Origin of the sequence: Jiangella muralis, assembly GCF_001270745.1 — a bacterium.
Classification (GTDB): domain Bacteria; phylum Actinomycetota; class Actinomycetes; order Jiangellales; family Jiangellaceae; genus Jiangella; species Jiangella muralis.
In genome coordinates this window covers 98,392-114,441 of the sequence record NZ_LFXL01000027.1, presented here as the reverse complement: position 1 = coordinate 114,441, position 16,050 = coordinate 98,392, and the positions used below count along the sequence as shown (strand labels likewise).

At 73.0% G+C, this 16,050-nt stretch carries 13 protein-coding genes; 9 read left to right on the top strand and 4 right to left on the bottom strand.

All coding sequences use genetic code 11. The features are described from left to right. Positions 1–14: 14 nt before the first annotated feature. The 4 genes from ACW62_RS23085 to ACW62_RS23070 are packed head-to-tail and all read left to right on the top strand — an operon-like array spanning position 15 to position 4,628. The gene (locus ACW62_RS23085; protein ID WP_053206456.1) at positions 15–1,844 is read left to right on the top strand and encodes an NHL domain-containing thioredoxin family protein; all 1,830 of its coding nucleotides are present in this window, start codon (positions 15–17) and stop codon (positions 1,842–1,844) included. A 57-nt stretch (positions 1,845–1,901) separates the two neighbouring features. Then, positions 1,902–2,546: a TetR/AcrR family transcriptional regulator gene (locus tag ACW62_RS23080; protein WP_053206455.1), complete on the top strand. Its 645-nt coding sequence runs from the start codon at positions 1,902–1,904 to the stop codon at positions 2,544–2,546. Continuing rightward, positions 2,539–3,033: a PH domain-containing protein gene (locus tag ACW62_RS23075; RefSeq protein ID WP_053206454.1), complete on the top strand. Its 495-nt coding sequence runs from the start codon at positions 2,539–2,541 to the stop codon at positions 3,031–3,033. The genes ACW62_RS23080 and ACW62_RS23075 overlap by 8 nt, the downstream gene beginning before the upstream one ends. Beyond that, entirely contained in the window at positions 3,030–4,628 is a 1,599-nt protein-coding gene (locus tag ACW62_RS23070) for a PH domain-containing protein (RefSeq protein ID WP_083460069.1), read from the top strand. Before ACW62_RS23075 ends, ACW62_RS23070 begins: the two co-directional genes overlap by 4 nt. On the opposite strand, the gene ACW62_RS23065 is transcribed toward ACW62_RS23070, so the two are convergent. Beyond that, positions 4,613–5,032: a PPOX class F420-dependent oxidoreductase gene (locus ACW62_RS23065; protein WP_053206453.1), complete on the bottom strand. Its 420-nt coding sequence runs from the start codon at positions 5,030–5,032 to the stop codon at positions 4,613–4,615. The two genes, ACW62_RS23070 and ACW62_RS23065, sit on opposite strands and share 16 nt — an antisense overlap. A gap of 272 nt (positions 5,033–5,304) precedes the next feature. Here ACW62_RS23065 and ACW62_RS23060 point away from each other — a divergent pair, with 272 nt between their 5' ends. After that, the gene (locus ACW62_RS23060; protein ID WP_053206452.1) at positions 5,305–6,840 is read left to right on the top strand and encodes a DEAD/DEAH box helicase; all 1,536 of its coding nucleotides are present in this window, start codon (positions 5,305–5,307) and stop codon (positions 6,838–6,840) included. Between the two features lie 220 nt (positions 6,841–7,060). Here the strand turns inward: ACW62_RS23060 and ACW62_RS23055 are convergent, their stop codons facing one another. Further along, positions 7,061–7,747, bottom strand: a complete 687-nt coding sequence (locus tag ACW62_RS23055) for a GntR family transcriptional regulator (RefSeq protein WP_053206451.1) — start codon at positions 7,745–7,747, stop codon at positions 7,061–7,063. Between the two features lie 255 nt (positions 7,748–8,002). Here ACW62_RS23055 and ACW62_RS23050 point away from each other — a divergent pair, with 255 nt between their 5' ends. Genes ACW62_RS23050 through ACW62_RS23040 form a run of 3 tightly spaced genes read left to right on the top strand, consistent with a single transcriptional unit; the run spans position 8,003 to position 11,879 of the window. Further along, positions 8,003–9,445: an FAD-linked oxidase C-terminal domain-containing protein gene (locus ACW62_RS23050; protein ID WP_053206450.1), complete on the top strand. Its 1,443-nt coding sequence runs from the start codon at positions 8,003–8,005 to the stop codon at positions 9,443–9,445. Continuing rightward, the gene (locus tag ACW62_RS23045) at positions 9,442–10,569 is read left to right on the top strand and encodes an FAD-binding oxidoreductase (RefSeq protein WP_053206449.1); all 1,128 of its coding nucleotides are present in this window, start codon (positions 9,442–9,444) and stop codon (positions 10,567–10,569) included. Before ACW62_RS23050 ends, ACW62_RS23045 begins: the two co-directional genes overlap by 4 nt. Then, on the top strand, positions 10,560–11,879 hold the full coding sequence (locus ACW62_RS23040) for a (Fe-S)-binding protein (protein ID WP_053206448.1): 1,320 nt from the start codon (positions 10,560–10,562) through the stop codon (positions 11,877–11,879). Before ACW62_RS23045 ends, ACW62_RS23040 begins: the two co-directional genes overlap by 10 nt. 5 nt (positions 11,880–11,884) lie before the next feature. Here ACW62_RS23040 and ACW62_RS23035 read toward each other — a convergent pair whose 3' ends face one another. After that, complete coding sequence (locus ACW62_RS23035; RefSeq protein WP_053206447.1) at positions 11,885–12,661, bottom strand: IclR family transcriptional regulator; 777 nt, start codon at positions 12,659–12,661, stop codon at positions 11,885–11,887. Positions 12,662–12,708: 47 nt separating this feature from the next. Here ACW62_RS23035 and ACW62_RS23030 point away from each other — a divergent pair, with 47 nt between their 5' ends. Then, the gene (locus ACW62_RS23030) at positions 12,709–14,100 is read left to right on the top strand and encodes an NAD-dependent malic enzyme (protein WP_053206446.1); all 1,392 of its coding nucleotides are present in this window, start codon (positions 12,709–12,711) and stop codon (positions 14,098–14,100) included. Between the two features lie 278 nt (positions 14,101–14,378). Here ACW62_RS23030 and aceB read toward each other — a convergent pair whose 3' ends face one another. After that, positions 14,379–15,974 carry a malate synthase A gene (gene aceB, locus ACW62_RS23025; RefSeq protein WP_053206445.1) on the bottom strand — a complete coding sequence of 532 codons (1,596 nt, stop codon included), beginning with the start codon at positions 15,972–15,974 and terminating at the stop codon, positions 14,379–14,381. Between the last annotated feature and the right edge of the window lie 76 nt (positions 15,975–16,050).

The window sequence follows — 16,050 nt, the reverse complement described above, 5'->3', positions numbered from 1 at the left end:
CGCAGAATTGACCCATGGCATCGACTGGACGGGCCCGGGTCCGCGCTCCTGAGCTGGTGGGTCGCGGCGGCTGGCTCAACACCGGGGGCGCGGACCTCAGCCTCGCCGAACTGCGCGGTCGCTGGGTTCTGCTCGACTTCTGGACCTTCTGCTGCGTGAACTGCCTGCACGTGCTCGACGAGCTGCGGCCGCTGGAGGAGCGGTACGGCGACGTGCTGACGGTGGTGGGGGTGCACTCGCCGAAGTTCGTGCACGAGGCCGGCCACGAGGCGGTCGTCGCGGCGGTACAGCGGTACGGGGTGCACCACCCGGTGCTCGACGACCCGGAGCTGACGACGTGGCAGAACTACGCCGTCCGGGCGTGGCCGACGCTGACGCTGGTGGACCCGGAGGGGTACATCGCGGCGCAGTTCTCCGGTGAGGGGCACGCGCACGCGCTCACGGCGATCCTCGACGAGCTGATCCCGGTGCACGAGGCCAAGGGCACGCTGCGCCGCGGCGACGGCCCGTACGTCCCGCCCGAGCCGGAGCCGACGACCTTGCGGTTCCCGGGCAAGGTCGTCGCGCTGCCGGGAGGTACGTTCCTGGTCAGCGACAGCGGCAACCACAGCCTGGTCGAGCTGGCCGACGACCTCGAGACGGTGGTCCGGCGCATCGGCACCGGCGAGCGTGGCCTCGTCGACGGCGGGCCGGGCGAGGCGCGGTTCAGCGAGCCGCAGGGCCTCACCCTGCTGCCGCCGGAGTTCCACTCGTGGACCGGGTACGAGGTGATCGTCGCCGACACCGTCAACCACGTGCTGCGCGGCGTCCGGCTAGCCGACGGCCACGTCACGACCATCGCCGGCACCGGCACGCCGTGGATGCAGGGCGACCCCAACGGCGACGACGTCAGCGGCGACCCGCGCGCCGTCCCGATGTCGTCGCCGTGGGACGTCGCCTGGTCGCCGGCCGGCACCACCGTCGTCGTCGCGATGGCCGGCATCCACCAGCTCTGGGCGTTCGACCCGAAGGAGCCGTCCATCCAAGTGCTGGCCGGCACCACGAACGAGGGGCTGGTCGACGGCAAGCTGCGCGACGCCTGGTTCGCGCAGACGTCGGGGCTGACGGTGACGGCGGACCGTACGCTCTGGCTGGCCGACTCCGAGACATCGGCGCTGCGCGCGGTCCACGACGGCGTCGTCGAGTCCGTCGTCGGCACCGGGCTGTTCGACTTCGGTTTCCGCGACGGCCCGGCCGGCGAGGCGCTGCTGCAGCATCCGCTCGGTGTCACGGCGCTGCCGGACGGCTCGGTGGCCGTCAGCGACACCTACAACAACGCCGTCCGCCGCTACGACCCCGCGACGGGCGAGCTGAGCACGCTCGCCACGGGCCTGCGCGAGCCGAGCGGCGGGGTCGTCGACGGCGACTTCCTGGTGGTGGTCGAGTCGGCCGCGCACCGCCTCACCCGCGTCCCGCTCGGCTCGGCGGCGACGGCGTCCGGCTCGGCGCACCGCACCCAGCGCCCGCCCCTCGACGTCGCGCCGGGCGACGTCGAACTGGTGGTCGTGTTCGACCCGCCGCCCGGCCAGAAGCTGGACGAGCGGTACGGCCCGGCCACACGCCTGACGGTGTCGTCGACGCCCGCGCCGCTGCTGACCGGCGGCGAGGGCCGCGACACCGCGCTCACCCGCCGGCTGACGGTCGCGCCCGGCGGCGACGGCGTGCTGCACGTCGCCGCCATGGCCGCGTCCTGCGACGACGGCGGCGAGAACGCCGCGTGCCACATCCACCAGCAGGACTGGGGCATCCCGGTCCGCGTCGCCGACGGCGGCAGCAGCCGCATCGAGCTCGTGCTGTCAGGCTGACCTGCGGCGACGCACACACCCTTCCGGATGTCTGAAGCTGTGGCTAGAATCTTGGTCATGCGACCAAGAAATGGAGCGACCGACCAGAAATCCCGGTCCTTCATCGAGGCCGCCCGCCGCGGCCAGATCGTCCAGGCCGCCATCGAGACGCTGGCCGACGTCGGCTACGCCAAGGCGTCGTTCGCCCGCATCGCCGAACACGCCGGCATCAGCGCCGGCCTCATCTCGTACCACTTCGGCCACAAGGCCGAGCTGTTCCAGCAGGTGGTCGCAGACGTCAACGCGCTCATGGACGGCTGGCTCACCGAGCACATCGGCGACGCCGGCACCTACCGCGAGGCGCTGCAGCGGCTGATCGAGGGCTTCGTGCTGTTCTGCGACTCCCACCGCGCGCACGTGCTCGCGCTCGGTCAGGTGCTGGCCGGCATCGGCGGGCAGGAGAACGGCGAGCTGGCACGGTCGCAGCGCGAGCAGTCCGTCGGCCAGCTCGAGCAGATGCTGCGCGAGGGCCAGGAGCACGGCGAGTTCCGCGACTTCTCGCCCCGGCTCATGGCGGTCACCCTGCTCGGCAGCATCGAGGCCATCCCCGCCGAGCTGTTCGCCCGTCCCGGCACCGACGTCGCCGCCTACGCGAAGGAGCTGTCCATGACCTACGACATCGCCGTCCGCCGGTCCCGGCTGAGCCGGATCACCCGTGCCTGAGCCCATCGACCTGCGCCCGCCCGAGCACCGGGTCGAGCGCCGCGCCATCGGCCTGTGGGTGCTGCAGTCGGTCATCGGCTTCGGCGTCCTGGCCGGCCTGCTGCTCGCGGCCTACCTGATCGTCGACGGCGCACGGTCCTGGCTCGGCCCGATCCTCGTGGTCGTCGCCGTCTGGGGCGCCGTCGTCACGCTGGTGATGCCGCTCTGGCGGTACGCCGTGCACCGCTGGGAGGTCACCGACGACGCCGTCTACGCGGCCACCGGCTGGATCGTCCGCGAGTGGCGGGTCGCGCCGATCTCCCGCATCCAGACCGTCGACACCACTCGCGGGCCGCTCGAGCAGGCGCTGAAGCTGGCCACCCTGGAGGTCACCACGGCGTCCTCGCGCGGGCCGATCAAGGTGCCCGGCCTGGACGCCACCGTCGCCGCCGAGGTGGCGGCGCGGCTGGCGACGATCACCCAGCGCACCCCCGGCGACGCGACATGACCACCGAGCCGGACGAGCCGGCCCCGGAGTCCGGCGTCCCGTGGCAACGGCTCGACACCCGCGTCGTCTGGGTCGACACCGCGAAGACGGTGCTCTCGATGGTGCCGGCCGGCGTCGCCATCGCGTTCTTCGGCGCCGAGCTCAGCTGGGGCACCATGGGCCCGATCCTGGTCGCCACCGCGGTCGGCGTGCTCGGCGGCCTGGCCGACCTGCTGCGCTGGGTGAAGACGCGCTACCGCATCACCGACGAGCACGTCGAGCGGCGCACCGGACTGCTGGTCCGCCAGCACCGGTCCATCCGCCGCGACCGCATCCGCAGCGTCGACACGTCGGCGAAGTTCCGGCACCGGCTGACCGGGCTGCGCGTCGTCACCGTCGGGGCCGGTCAGCACAGCGCAACCGGTGAGTCGGCGCTGACCCTCGACGCCGTCCGGGTAGAGATCGCCGAACGGCTGCGGCAGGAACTGCTCTACGGCGGGCCGGTCGAGCGCACCGACGCGGCCGAGGCGGAGCCCGCGCCGGCGCCGCGGGACGAGCAGGTGTACGCCCGGCTGCAGCGGTCCTGGGTCTTCTACAACGTGTTCAGCGTCTGGGCGTTCTTCATGGCGGCCGGCCTGCTGTGGGGCACGTACTGGGCGCTGCGGATGTTCGGCCTCGACCTGCGTGGCTTCGTCGAGGGCCTCGCCGACTGGGACGCGGTCGGCACCGGGTGGACCGTCGCCATCGCGGTGGCGACGGTCGGCGTCATCGGCGTCGTCGGCCTGGCGATCAACTTCTTCGCCGAGAACTGGCGGTTCGTGCTGGTCCGGGTCCCCGGCGACCGCGGCACCGTCCTGCGCACCAGCCAGGGGCTGTTCAAGACGCGGGAGGTCAACCGCGACGACAACCGGCTGCGCGGGGTGTCGATCGACGAGCCGCTGCTGTGGCGGTGGATGGGCATGGCCGACACCTCCGTCATCGCCACCGGCCTGACGATGATGAGCATGACGCCGTCGGCGCAGATCCTGCCGCGCGGGCCCATCGACGTCGCCCGCCGGGTGGCCGCGCAGGTGCTCGGCACCGACCGCAGCCCGCTGGACCGGCCGCTGCGCCAGCACCCGCTCCGCGCGCTGCGCCGCCGGGTCGGCTGGGCGCTCATCGTCACGGCGAGCGTCACCGGCCTGCTGGCCTGGCTGACGACGCTGATCGACGCGATGCACGACCGCGTGTGGCTGGCCGGGCTCGGGCTGCTGCCGATCACGCTGGCGCTGGCCGCGGTGGCGTACCGCTCGCTCGGGCACACCGTCGCCGACGGCTATCTCGTCACCCGGTCCGGCGCCTGGAGCCGCACCACCTCGGCGTTGCAGAGCCGGGCCGTCGTCGGCGTGACGTTCCGGCAGTCGCTGCTACAGCGGCGGCTCCGGCTGGCGACGGTCGAGGTGACGACGGCGGCCGGGTACGGCGCCTACCAGGCGGTCGACGTCGAGTCCGCCGAGGCCGTCGACCTCGCCGATCGCGCGGTGCCCGGCCTGCTCACCGAGTTCATGGCGGCGGCGTCGGCCCCGGCCAGGGACGACGCCGCCGCGGAGCCGGCGCGGGTTCAGGCCCAGCCGTAGACGTGGTCGACCGGCAGCCGCAGCAGCAGCCGCTCGTCGCGGACCATCGCGGCGCGGAAGTCGTCCCAGTCGGGGTGCTCGCCGCGGGCGTCCCGGTAGTGCTCGACCAGCGCCTCGACGGTGTCGTCGTGTGGGTCGCGGGCCACCGCGCTGAGCTGCGCCATGCCCTCCGCGGCCGCCCACGATCCGCCGTCCGGGCCGGTCACCTGCAGGGTCACCCGGGGATCGCGGCGCAGGTTACGGGTCTTGGCCAGCGGGTCGCGGGTCGAGACGCGGACGAGGTCGGGGCCGAGGTCGTAGATGTAGGTCACCACGGACACCTGCGGCCGGCCGTCTCGCTTCACGGTCGCCAGCACGCCCAGGCGCTGCGCGGCGAGGAGCTTGCGGAGGGAATCATCGCTCATGTGCCGAGCAACGTGCCGAGCGGCCGGTGGCATTCCTGGGCAGGGTGATGAGCGTCTCCGTCGTCCGAGGTGTCCGGCGGGGCCGGAACCGGTAGACTGAACGCAAGCCAAGGCCTCGTGTTCGAAGCGAGGCCTGATTTGTGCCCGAATTCTGTGACGGTGGAACGTCGAGGGAGAGTCGGGTACCCCGCGCCCTCGAAGGCTCACCGTGCGTCCGCCCGTTTGCGGACGTGCTGGGGGTGCGTGCTCGCGCTCTACCGATTCGGAGCACAGTGACTTCGTACGATCCTGCCGGCACGTCCGGCACCGACTCCCGTCCCTACCGCCAGCGGCCCGAGCGCCGCGACGGCGGCCACCGGCGTGAGGGCGGGTTCCGCCGCGACGGCGACGGCCGCGAGGGTGGCCGCCCCTACGGCCGCCGTCCGTTCCGTGGCGACCGCCGCCAGGGCGGCCGCCCCAACGACCGCCGCTCCTTCGACCCCGCCCGCAGGGCCGCCATCGAGGCGTTCGACCCGGCCGGCTCGGCCTTCTCCACCATGGGTGTGCCCGACCGCGTCGTGAAGATCCTCGGCGTCGACGGCATCGTCGAGCCGACCCCGGTCCAGGCGGCGGTCATCCCCGACGCCCTGGCCGGCCACGACGTGCTCGGCCGCGCCAAGACCGGCTCGGGCAAGACGCTGGCGTTCGGCCTGCCCATCCTCACCCGGCTCGACGGCAAGCGCAGCGAGCCGAACCGCCCGCGCGCGCTGATCGTCGTGCCGACCCGCGAGCTGGCCGGCCAGGTCACCACCGCGCTCGAGCCGCTGGCCGAGGCGCTGCGGCTGCGCATGGTCACCGTCTACGGCGGCGCGCCGTACGACCGGCAGATCCGCCGGCTCGACCGCGGCGCCGACATCGTCGTCGCCACCCCGGGCCGGCTCAGCGACCTCATCGAGAAGGGCGTCTGCAAGCTCGACGACGTCGAGGTCGTCACGCTCGACGAGGCCGACCACCTGTGCGACCTCGGCTTCTTCCCGGTGGTCGACGAGCTGCTCTCGGCCACGCCCGAGGGCGGGCAGCGGATGCTGCTGTCGGCCACGCTCGACGGTGACGTCGACAAGCTGGTCCGGCGGCACCTGAACGCCCCGGCCAAGCATGAGGTCGACCCCGACGCCGGCTCCGTCACGACCATGGACCACCACGTGCTCGTGGTCGGCCCGTACAACAAGCTCGAGGTCATGACCGAGCTGATGCGGGCCAATCCGCGCAGCATCGTCTTCACCCGCACCAAGGACGGCGCCACCAGGCTGGCCGAGGACCTCGAGGACGCCGGCGTCGCCGCCGTCGACCTCCACGGCGACCTGTCGCAGCGGGTCCGCGAGCGCAACCTCGACCGGTTCCGCTCCGGCCGGGCCAAGGTGGTCGTCGCCACCGATGTCGCGGCTCGCGGCATCCACGTCGACGGCGTCGGCATGGTCGTGCACTTCGACCCGGCCGGCGAGCCGAAGTCGTACCTGCACCGGTCCGGCCGCACGGCCCGCGCCGGCGCCACCGGCGCCGTCGTCACCGTCGCCACCCCGCGGCAGGTGCGCGGCCTCGGCGAGCTGTTCCGCCGCGCCGGCGTCACCGCCAAGAACGTCGACGCCCGCTCCGTCGACGGCCCCATCACCCCGACGGCGCTGGCCGACGCCCCGGCCATGGCGCCGGAGCGCGAGCGGCCGCGGTCGACCGGTAACGGCGGCCGCCCGAACCGCTCCGGCTCGGGCCGTCCCTACAAGGGCGCCGGCGCCGGCCGCGGCCGGCCGAGCTACGGTCGCCGCCGCGACTGACCGCCGCCAGCACCACACCTGCAGCACCAGCACGACACCACGCGCCGTCGTGGCCCGCACCAGGGCCACGACGGCGCGTCGTCGTGGCCCTGGTGCGCCCTGCCTCGGCGCGTCATGGATCGTGTCGAGGGTGTTGACACCGGTGCCAACGGTTGGCGCTGGTGTCACCCATGTGGACCCGACCTCCTCGCGGGAGCTGAGCCGGCGCCGAGACCGGGCGTCAGGGCGTGAGTAGCTCGGCGCGGACGTCGCGGCGGGTGGCGGCGACGTGGTCGCGGGCCAGCCGGCCGGCCGCCGCGCTGTCGCGGCGCCGGATCGCGTCGACCAGAGCCTCGTGCTGGCGTCGCGAGCCGTCCTGCCGCCGCGGCGCGACGGTGGAGAAGTAGAACCGGGCCCGCATGCTCAGCGTGCGGACGAACCCGGCCATGAGGGTGTTCTGCGAGCAGTCGGCCATGGCGCTGTGGAACTCGGCGTTGATGCGGGCCAGCTCGATCGGGTCGGAGGACTGCCGCTGCCGGGCGAGGATGTCGTCGAGGATGGCCAGCTGCTCGCCGGTGCGCCGCTCGGCCGCCAGCGTCGCGACCTGCGCCTCGAGGAACGTGCGGCTCTCGAACAGGTCGGCCAGCTCCTGCTCGCTGCGGGCGCGGACGAACGCGCCCTGGTGCGGCCGGAACTCGATCCAGCCGTCGACGCCGAGGGCGCGCAGGGCCTCGCGGACCGGGATGTGGCTGATGCCGAGCTGCTTGGCCAGGCCGTCGGCGTTGAGGTGCGCGCCGGGTGGCAGCACGCCCTGCAGGATGGCCTCTTCCAGCAGGTCGCGGATGTGCGGCGCGGTGCGTCCGGCGCGGTGCGTGCGATTCAGCGGTGCGAGGACGGCGATGCCGGTGGTGACGGCGCCCGTGGACACGATGCGACTCCCTCCGCGCGAACAGCGAGATCCTATCCGATCGGTCGAGTTGGCCAGAGGGTCGTGAGTGGAGAACTCTGCAGATCAGCCGCGGTCCCAGCGGCGTTACCGGCCGGCAATCGCCAGGAAACGCCGACGTGATCCTATAGGGCCGGGCCGGCGGCGGAACGAGCCCCGGCGGAGTTGGTTGACCACTCCGCGCGACCGGATCTAGGGTATCCGTATGGTGAGGTGTTCTCTTCCGGATCGCGGAATATGAGCTGGTCGGCCGAGCTGACCGAGGCGCTGGGCCGCGCGAACGTCATCACCGACCCGGCCCGGCTGCGCACGTACGAGTGCGACGGCCTCACCGGCTACCGCGTCCAGCCGGCCATGGTGGTGCTGCCGCGGTCCGCCGCCGAGGTGGCCGCGGCCGTCCGCGTGTGCGCCCGGCACGGCGTCCCGTTCGTCGCCCGTGGCGCGGGGACGGGGCTGTCCGGCGGCGCGCTGCCGGTGGCCGACGGCATCGTCATCTCGCTGCAGAAGCTGCGCCGCGTCGTCGAGGTCGACCCGGTCAACCTGCGCGCCGTCGTCGAGCCGGGCGTCACGAACCTCGACATCAGCAAGGCCGCGGCGCCGTATGGGCTCTACTACGCGCCGGACCCGTCCAGCCAGCAGGTCTGCACCATCGGCGGCAACGTCGCCGAGAACTCCGGCGGCGCGCACTGCCTGAAGTACGGCTTCACCGTCAACCATGTGCTGGCCGCCGAGGTCGTGCTCGCCGACGGCACCGTCACCACGCTCGGCGGCGACTCCGCGCAGCTGCCCGGCTACGACCTGCTCGGCGCGTTCATCGGCTCCGAGGGCACGCTCGGCATCGTCACGCAGGTGACCGTGCGGCTGCTGGCCAAGCCGGCCGCCGTCCGCACGATGGTGGCCGACTTCGCGACGGTGGCGGGCGCGGGCGACGCCGTCACCGGCATCATCGCGGCGGGCATCGTGCCGGCGGCGGTCGAGATGCTCGACAACCTCGCCATCCAGGCCGTCGCCGCCTCCACCGAGAGCGTCTACACCCCCGACACCGTCGCCGCGCTGGTGGTCGAGCTGGACGGCCCGCCCGACGACGTCGCCGAGCAGTTCGACGAGGTCCAGGAGATCTGCCGCGAGCACGGCTGCACCAAGATCATGGTGGCCGCCGACGCCGAGCAGCGGAGGCTGATCTGGACGGGGCGCAAGGCCGCGTTCGCCGCCGTCGGGCGTATCAGCCCCGACTACTTCGTCCAGGACGGCGTCGTGCCGCGCGGCCGGCTGGCCGAGGTACTCGGCCGCATCGCCGCGATGGCCGACGACGCCGGCATCCGGGTCGCGAACGTCTTCCACGCCGGTGACGGCAACCTGCACCCGCTGGTCCTCTACAGCGAGGCCGACGGCGAGCACGACCGTGCCGAACGACTGTCCACCGAGATCGCCGAGTTGTGCGTCGAGCTGGGCGGGTCGCTGTCCGGCGAGCACGGCATCGGCGCCGACAAGGCCTGCTCGATGCCGCGGATGTTCGGCGAGGACGATCTCGCGACCATGCTCCGGCTGCGGACGGCGTTCGACCCGGACGGCCTGTGCAACCCCGGCAAGGTGTTCCCGACGCCGCGGCTGTGCGGCGAGCGACCCGGCAAGTACCGGCCGCACCCGCTGGAGGAGGCCGGGGTGATCGAACGGCTATGAGCACCGCGACGACGTACCGGCCGGCGACCCTGGCCGAGCTCCGCGACGCGCTCGTCGACAGCGCGGGCGAGCGGCTGGCCGTCGCCGGGACCGGCAGCGCGACGGCGTGGGGCGGCGAGCCAGTGCATGACGCCGTCCTCGACACCACCGCGATGAGCGGCCTGATCAGCTGCAACCCGACGGACCTGACGGTGGCCGTGCAGGCCGGCATGCCGTTCGCGACGCTGCAGGAGACGCTGGCCGAGCACGACCAGTGGGTGGCGCTCGACCCCGCCCGCGCGGGCACCGTCGGCGGCCTGGTGGCGACGGCCGACGCCGGCCCGGTGCGGCACACGTTCGGCAGCCTGCGCGACAGCGTCATCGGCGTGACGGTGGTGCTGGCCGACGCCACGGTGGCGCGTTCCGGCGGCTACGTCATCAAGAACGTCGCCGGCTACGACCTCGCCAAGCTGTTCCACGGCTCGCTCGGCACCCTCGGCGTACTGGCGGAGGTGGTGCTGCGGGTGCGTCCGCGTCCGGCGGCGACGGCGACGCTGGCGGTCCCGTGCGACGCGGCCACGGCGTTCGACCTCGGCGGGCGGTTGATCCACGGGTCGCTGGAGCCTGTGGCGGTCGAGTGGTGCGATGGCACGCTGCTGGCCCGGTTCGACGGCACGTCCGGTGGCGTCGAGGACCGGCTGCGGCGGGCTCGCGCCCTCGCCGGTTCCGATGCGACCGACGCCCCGGCCGACGCCTGGTCCGTCGTCGCCGACCTCGTGAGCGGCGACGACGGCGACACCGTCGTCCGCCTCGGCACGGCCCCGGACCGCACGCCGGAGCTGGCCGCGCTGGTGGCCCGCGAGGCCGCCGCGCACGCCGTCGACGCCGCGATGACCAGCAGCCCGTTCGCCGGCGCGCACACCGTCCGGCTGCGCGGTGGGTCCGCGGCCGCGCACGCCGCCGTCGTCACCGCGCTGCGCACCGAGCAGCCGGCCGTCACCGTCTGCCGGTGGACCGACGGCCTGCGCGCCGAGCTGCCCGCGTGGGGCGAGCCGCCGCCCGCCGTCGCCGTGCTGCGCGCGGTCAAGCGCGCCTTCGACCCCGACGACCGGCTCGGCCGGGGGAGGTTCGCGCCATGGTTCTGATTCCGGGGGACACCGGCTCGTTCGACGCGCACCACCCGCCGCGGCGTGAGCTGCTGGACGACTGCGTGCACTGCGGGTTCTGCCTGCCCACCTGCCCGACGTACGCGGTCGACGGCGAGGAGATGGACTCGCCGCGCGGCCGGATCTACCTGATCGACCTCGCCCAGCGCGGCGAGATCCCGCTGGACCGCACCCTGGCCGGGCACATCGACTCCTGCCTGGGCTGCCTGGCCTGCGTGCCGGCCTGCCCGTCCGGCGTCCAGTACGACCTGCTGCTGGCGGCGACCCGGCCGCAGCTGGAGCGGCACGTCCCGCGCACGCGCCGGGAGCGGCTGGTGCGCCGGGCGATCTTCGCGGTGTTCCCGTACCCCGCGCGGATGCGGGCCGCCGCGCTGCTCGGCGTCCTGTACCGGCGGCTGGGGCTGCGGGCGCTGGCGCACCGGCTCGGCCTCGTGGACCGGCTGCCGGCCGAGCTGCGCGCCGCCGAGGACCTGCTGCCGCCGGTGCCGGTCCGATCGCTGTTCCGCCGGCCGCCGCCGATCGTCCCGGCTGTGGGGGAGCGGCGGCTGCGGGTCGCGCTGCTGGAGGGCTGCGCCCAGCGGGTGCTGTTCGGCGACGTCAACGCGGCGACGGCGCGGGTGCTGGCGGCCGAGGGCTGCGAGGTCGTCGTGCCGCCGGGCCAGCGGTGCTGCGGCGCGCTGAACCTGCACGCCGGACTCGAGGACGACGCCGCGGCCCGGGCCCGGCGGCTGATCGACACCTTCGAGACGGCGCGGGCCGATGTCGTGGTCGTCAACGTCGCCGGTTGTGGCTCGTCGATGAAGGAGTACGACCGCCTGCTGGCCGACGACCCCGCCTACGCCGAGCGGGCCGCGCGCTTCGCCGCGTCCGTCCGCGACGTCAACGAACTGCTGGCCGAGCTGGAGCCGCGGGCGCCCAGGCACCCCGTCCGCGCCAAGGTCGCCTACCACGACGCCTGCCACCTGGCGAACGCGCAACGGATCCGCCGGCAGCCGCGCGACCTGCTGCGCGCCGTCCCCGGGATCGAGCTCACCGACATCCCGGACGCGGAGATCTGCTGCGGGTCGGCCGGCATCTACAACCTGGTCCAGCCGCGTACCGCCGAGGAGCTGGGCCGGCGCAAGGCCGCGAACATCGAGGCGGCCGAGCCCGACGTCGTCGCCACCGCGAACGCCGGCTGCCTGCTGCAGGTGCGCCGCTTCCTCAGCGCGGACCTCCCGCTCGTGCACCCGATCGAGATCCTGGACGCGTCGATCCGCGGCGTCCCGCTGGAGCGGGCGCGACGATGACCGCGTCAGGCCCGGCTCTGCCCGTACAGCTCCGCGGAGAGGTCGCGGGCGGCCTTGGTCAGCAGCGGGACGGCGCGGGTGACGAGGTCGTCGGTGACCCGCGACGACGGACCGGAGATGGACAGGCCCAGCTTCGACGGCGCGTCCGGCACCGCGACCGCGACACAGCGCACGCCGATCTCCTGCTCGCCGTCGTCGACGGCGTAACCGCGGTCCGCCGTCAGCGCGAGCTCGCGGCCGAACACCGCCGCGTCGGTGATGGTGTGCTCGGTCTGCTGCGGCATGCCGGTGCGCTGCAGCATCTCGCGCACCGTCCGCTCCGGCAGCGTGGCCAGCACGGCCTTGCCGACGGCGGTGCAGTGCGGCCAGACCCGGCGGCCGACCTCGGTGAACATCCGCATGGAATGGCGCGACGGCACCTGTGCCACGTATACGATCTGGTCACCGTCGAGCATCGCGAGGTTCGCCGACTCGCCCAGCTCGTCGACCAGGTGAGTGAGCTGCGGCCGTGCCCACGTGCTGAGCATGGTCGAGGAGCTCTCGCCGAGCCTGATCAGGCGCGGCCCGAGGGCGTATCGTCGCGACGGCTCCTGACGCAGGTAGCCGAGGTCGACGAGCGTACGGACGATGCGGTGGATGGTCGGCAGTGGCAGTTGAGCGGCCGTGGCCAGCTGGGACAACCCCATGCTGCCGCCGTGGTCGGCCATGGTTTCGAGCAGGCCGAACGCGCGCTCGACCGACTGCACGCCACCCGAGCGAGCCCGCGACGACTCGGTTTCCACACAGCAGATACTAACGTCCGCAATACAGAATTTTGGAGAGGTACCGCATGGCAACGCCCAGCCCGGGATACGCGATCACGGTCCGCGTCGAGGCGCCGTCCTCGTCGACGGCCACCAGCGGCCTGGCCGCCGCCGTCAGCGCGGCCGGGGGCGCGCTGACCGCCCTCGACGTCGTCGAGTCGTTCGCCGACCGCCTGGTCGTCGACGTCACCTGCGACGCCGTCGACTCCGACCACGCCGAATCGATCACCAAGGCGCTGACGCAGGTCGCCGGCGTCACCGTCCGGAAGGTGAGCGACCGGACCTTCCTCATCCACCTCGGCGGCAAGCTCGAGGTCAACCCGAAGGTCCCGCTCAAGCACCGCGACGACCTCTCCCGCGCCTACACCCCCGGCGTCGCCCGGGTGTGCCTGGCCATCGCCGAGAATCCCGAGGACGCCCGTCGGCTCACCATCAAGCGCAACACCGTCGCCGTCGTCACCGACGGGTCGGCTGTGCTCGGGCTGGGCAACATCGGCCCGGCCGCCGCGCTGCCCGTCATGGAGGGCAAGGCGGCGCTGTTCAAGCAGTTCGGCGGCGTCGACGCCTGGCCGGTCTGCCTCGACACCCAGGACACCGACGAGATCGTCTCGATCGTCAAGGCGCTCGCCCCGGTCTACGGCGGCATCAACCTGGAGGACATCTCCGCGCCGCGCTGCTTCGAGATCGAGGCCCGGCTGCGCGAGCTGCTCGACATCCCCGTCTTCCACGACGACCAGCACGGCACCGCCATCGTCGTGCTGGCCGCGCTCTACAACGCGCTGCGCGTCGTCGGGAAGTCGCTGGACTCCGTCCGCGTCGTCGTCAGCGGCGTCGGCGCGGCCGGGCACGCGATCATCCGGCTGCTCGCCGCCCAAGGCGTCACCGACATCGTCGCCTGCGACCGCCGCGGCGCCGTCCACGCCGAGAACGGCGAGGGCCGCGACGAATTCCGCCGCTGGATCGCGCAGAACACCAACCCGCGCGCTGCGACCGGCTCGCTGCGCGAGGTGCTGGCCGGCGCCGACGTCTTCATCGGCGTCTCCGGCCCGAACCTGCTCACCGGCGAGGACGTCGCCACCATGGCGCCGGACGCCATCGTGTTCGCGCTGGCCAACCCCGACCCCGAGGTCGACCCCATCGCGGCGCGCGAGCACGCCGCCGTCGTCGCGACCGGCCGGTCGGACTTCCCGAACCAGATCAACAACGTGCTCGCCTTCCCCGGCTTCTTCCGCGGCATGCTCGACGCCGGTGCGCACCGCATCACCGACGCCGTCATGCTGGCCGCCGCCCGCGCCATCGCCGAGGCCGTCGGCCCGGAGCAGGTGAACGCCAGCTACATCGTGCCGTCGGTGTTCGACCCCGAGGTCGCCCCCGCCGTCGCCGCGGCCGTCAAGCACGCGGCCCAGTCGAGCGCCTGACCGCCGAATGGTTGAGGGATCCAAGTAGCCAGGGGTACCCGGATCCCTCAACCATCCAGAATCAACGCGCGACCACTGGCAGGCCCGCCGTGGTCAACCTCCCGGGCGTCTCCGCAACGCGCAAGCAGCCGAACGGCCTCGAGTCGCGAACCGTCACGTTTTCCGTGACGTTCTGCAATTCGAAGTCACGGCACCCAACCCGCCCGAACGAGACCGAAACCCACCGGCCAGCACATCCGGACGGCGGGTCTCGCGTTTTGCAATTCGAACGGACGCGATCAGGGCATGCGCTCGTAGGCGGGCAGGGTGAGGAAGTCGGTGTAGTCGTCGGCGAGGGCCAGGTCGGTGAAGGTGGCCCTCGCCTCGGCCCAGTGGCCGCCGGCGAAGGCGTCGGCGCCGACGCGCTGCTCGATGGTTGTGCACTCTTCGTCGATCAGCCGCTCGACCAGTTCGCGGGTGACCTGCTGGCCGTCGGCGAGTTCGACGCCGTTGTGCAGCCATTGCCAGACCTGGCTGCGGCTGATCTCGGCGGTCGCGGCGTCCTCCATGAGGTTGTTGATGCCGACGGCGCCGAGGCCGCCCAGCCAGGCCGCGAGGTACTGGATGCCGACGGAGATGTTGCTGCGCAGGCCGGCCTCCGTCACCGCGCCCGGGGTCGACGCGACGTCGAGGAGTTGGGCGGCGGTGACGTGGACGTCGTCGCGGGTGCGGGAGATCTGGTTCGGCCGGTCGCCGAGGACGGCGGTGAACGCCTCGCGGCAGACCTCGACCATGCCCGGGTGTGCCACCCACGAGCCGTCGAAGCCGTCGCCGGCCTCGCGCGTCTTGTCGTCCTCGACCTTCGCGAATGCCGCCGCGTTGACCTCGGGGTCGCGGCTGGGGATGAACGCCGCCATGCCGCCGATGGCGTGTGCCCCGCGCTTGTGGCAGGTGCGCACCAGCAGCTCCGTGTAGGCGCGCATGAACGGGACCGTCATGGTGACGGAGTTGCGGTCGGGCAGGACGAAGTCGGTGCCGCGGGTGCGGTGCGTCTTGATGACGCTGAACATGTAGTCCCAGCGGCCGGCGTTGAGGCCGGCGGAGTGCTCGCGCAGTTCGTAGAGGATCTCCTCCATCTCGAACGCCGCCGGGTAGGTCTCGATGAGGACGGTCGCGCGGATGGTGCCGCGCGGGATGCCCAGCGCCTCCTGGCCGATGACGAACGCGTCGTTCCACAGCCGCGCCTCGAGGTGGCTCTCCATCTTCGGCAGATAGAAATAGGGCCCCTGGCCGCGGTCGAGCTGCTTCTGTCCGCTGGTGGCGAGGTACAGCGCGAAGTCGACGAGGCTGCCCGACGTCGGCTCGCCGTCGACGGTGATGTGCTTCTCGGGCAGGTGCCAGCCGCGGGGCCGGACGACGATGGTGGCCAGCGGCTGGTCGGTGCGCAGCGCGTAGTGCTTGCCGTCGGGGTTGGTGAACTCGATCGTGCCGTCGATGGCGTCGCTCAGGTTGAGCTGGCCCTGGACGACGTTCTCCCACAGCGGCGTGTTGGCGTCCTCCTGGTCGGCCAGCCACACCTTGGCGCCGGAGTTGAGCGCGTTGATGGTCATCTTGCGGTCGGTGGGACCGGTGATCTCGACCCGGCGGTCCTCCAGGCCCGGCGCCGGCGGCGCGACCCGCCACGAGTCGTCCTCGCGGACGTCCTTGGTCTCGGTGAGGAAGTCGAGGTCCGCGCCGGCGGCGATGGCGGCGGTCCGCTCGGCGCGACGGCGCAGCAGCTCGAGCCGGCGCGGGTTCAGCTCGCGGTGCAGCCGCTCGATCAGCGCCAGCGCGGCCGGCGTGAGCACCTCGTCGAACCGCTCGTGCATCGGACCGGTGACCTCGATACCCGCCATTGTCGCGCTCCTCCAGAATTCCACCATTCGGAAACTGCTATCTGCATTCCAGAATAGGAGGAGTGCGGAGGCGCGG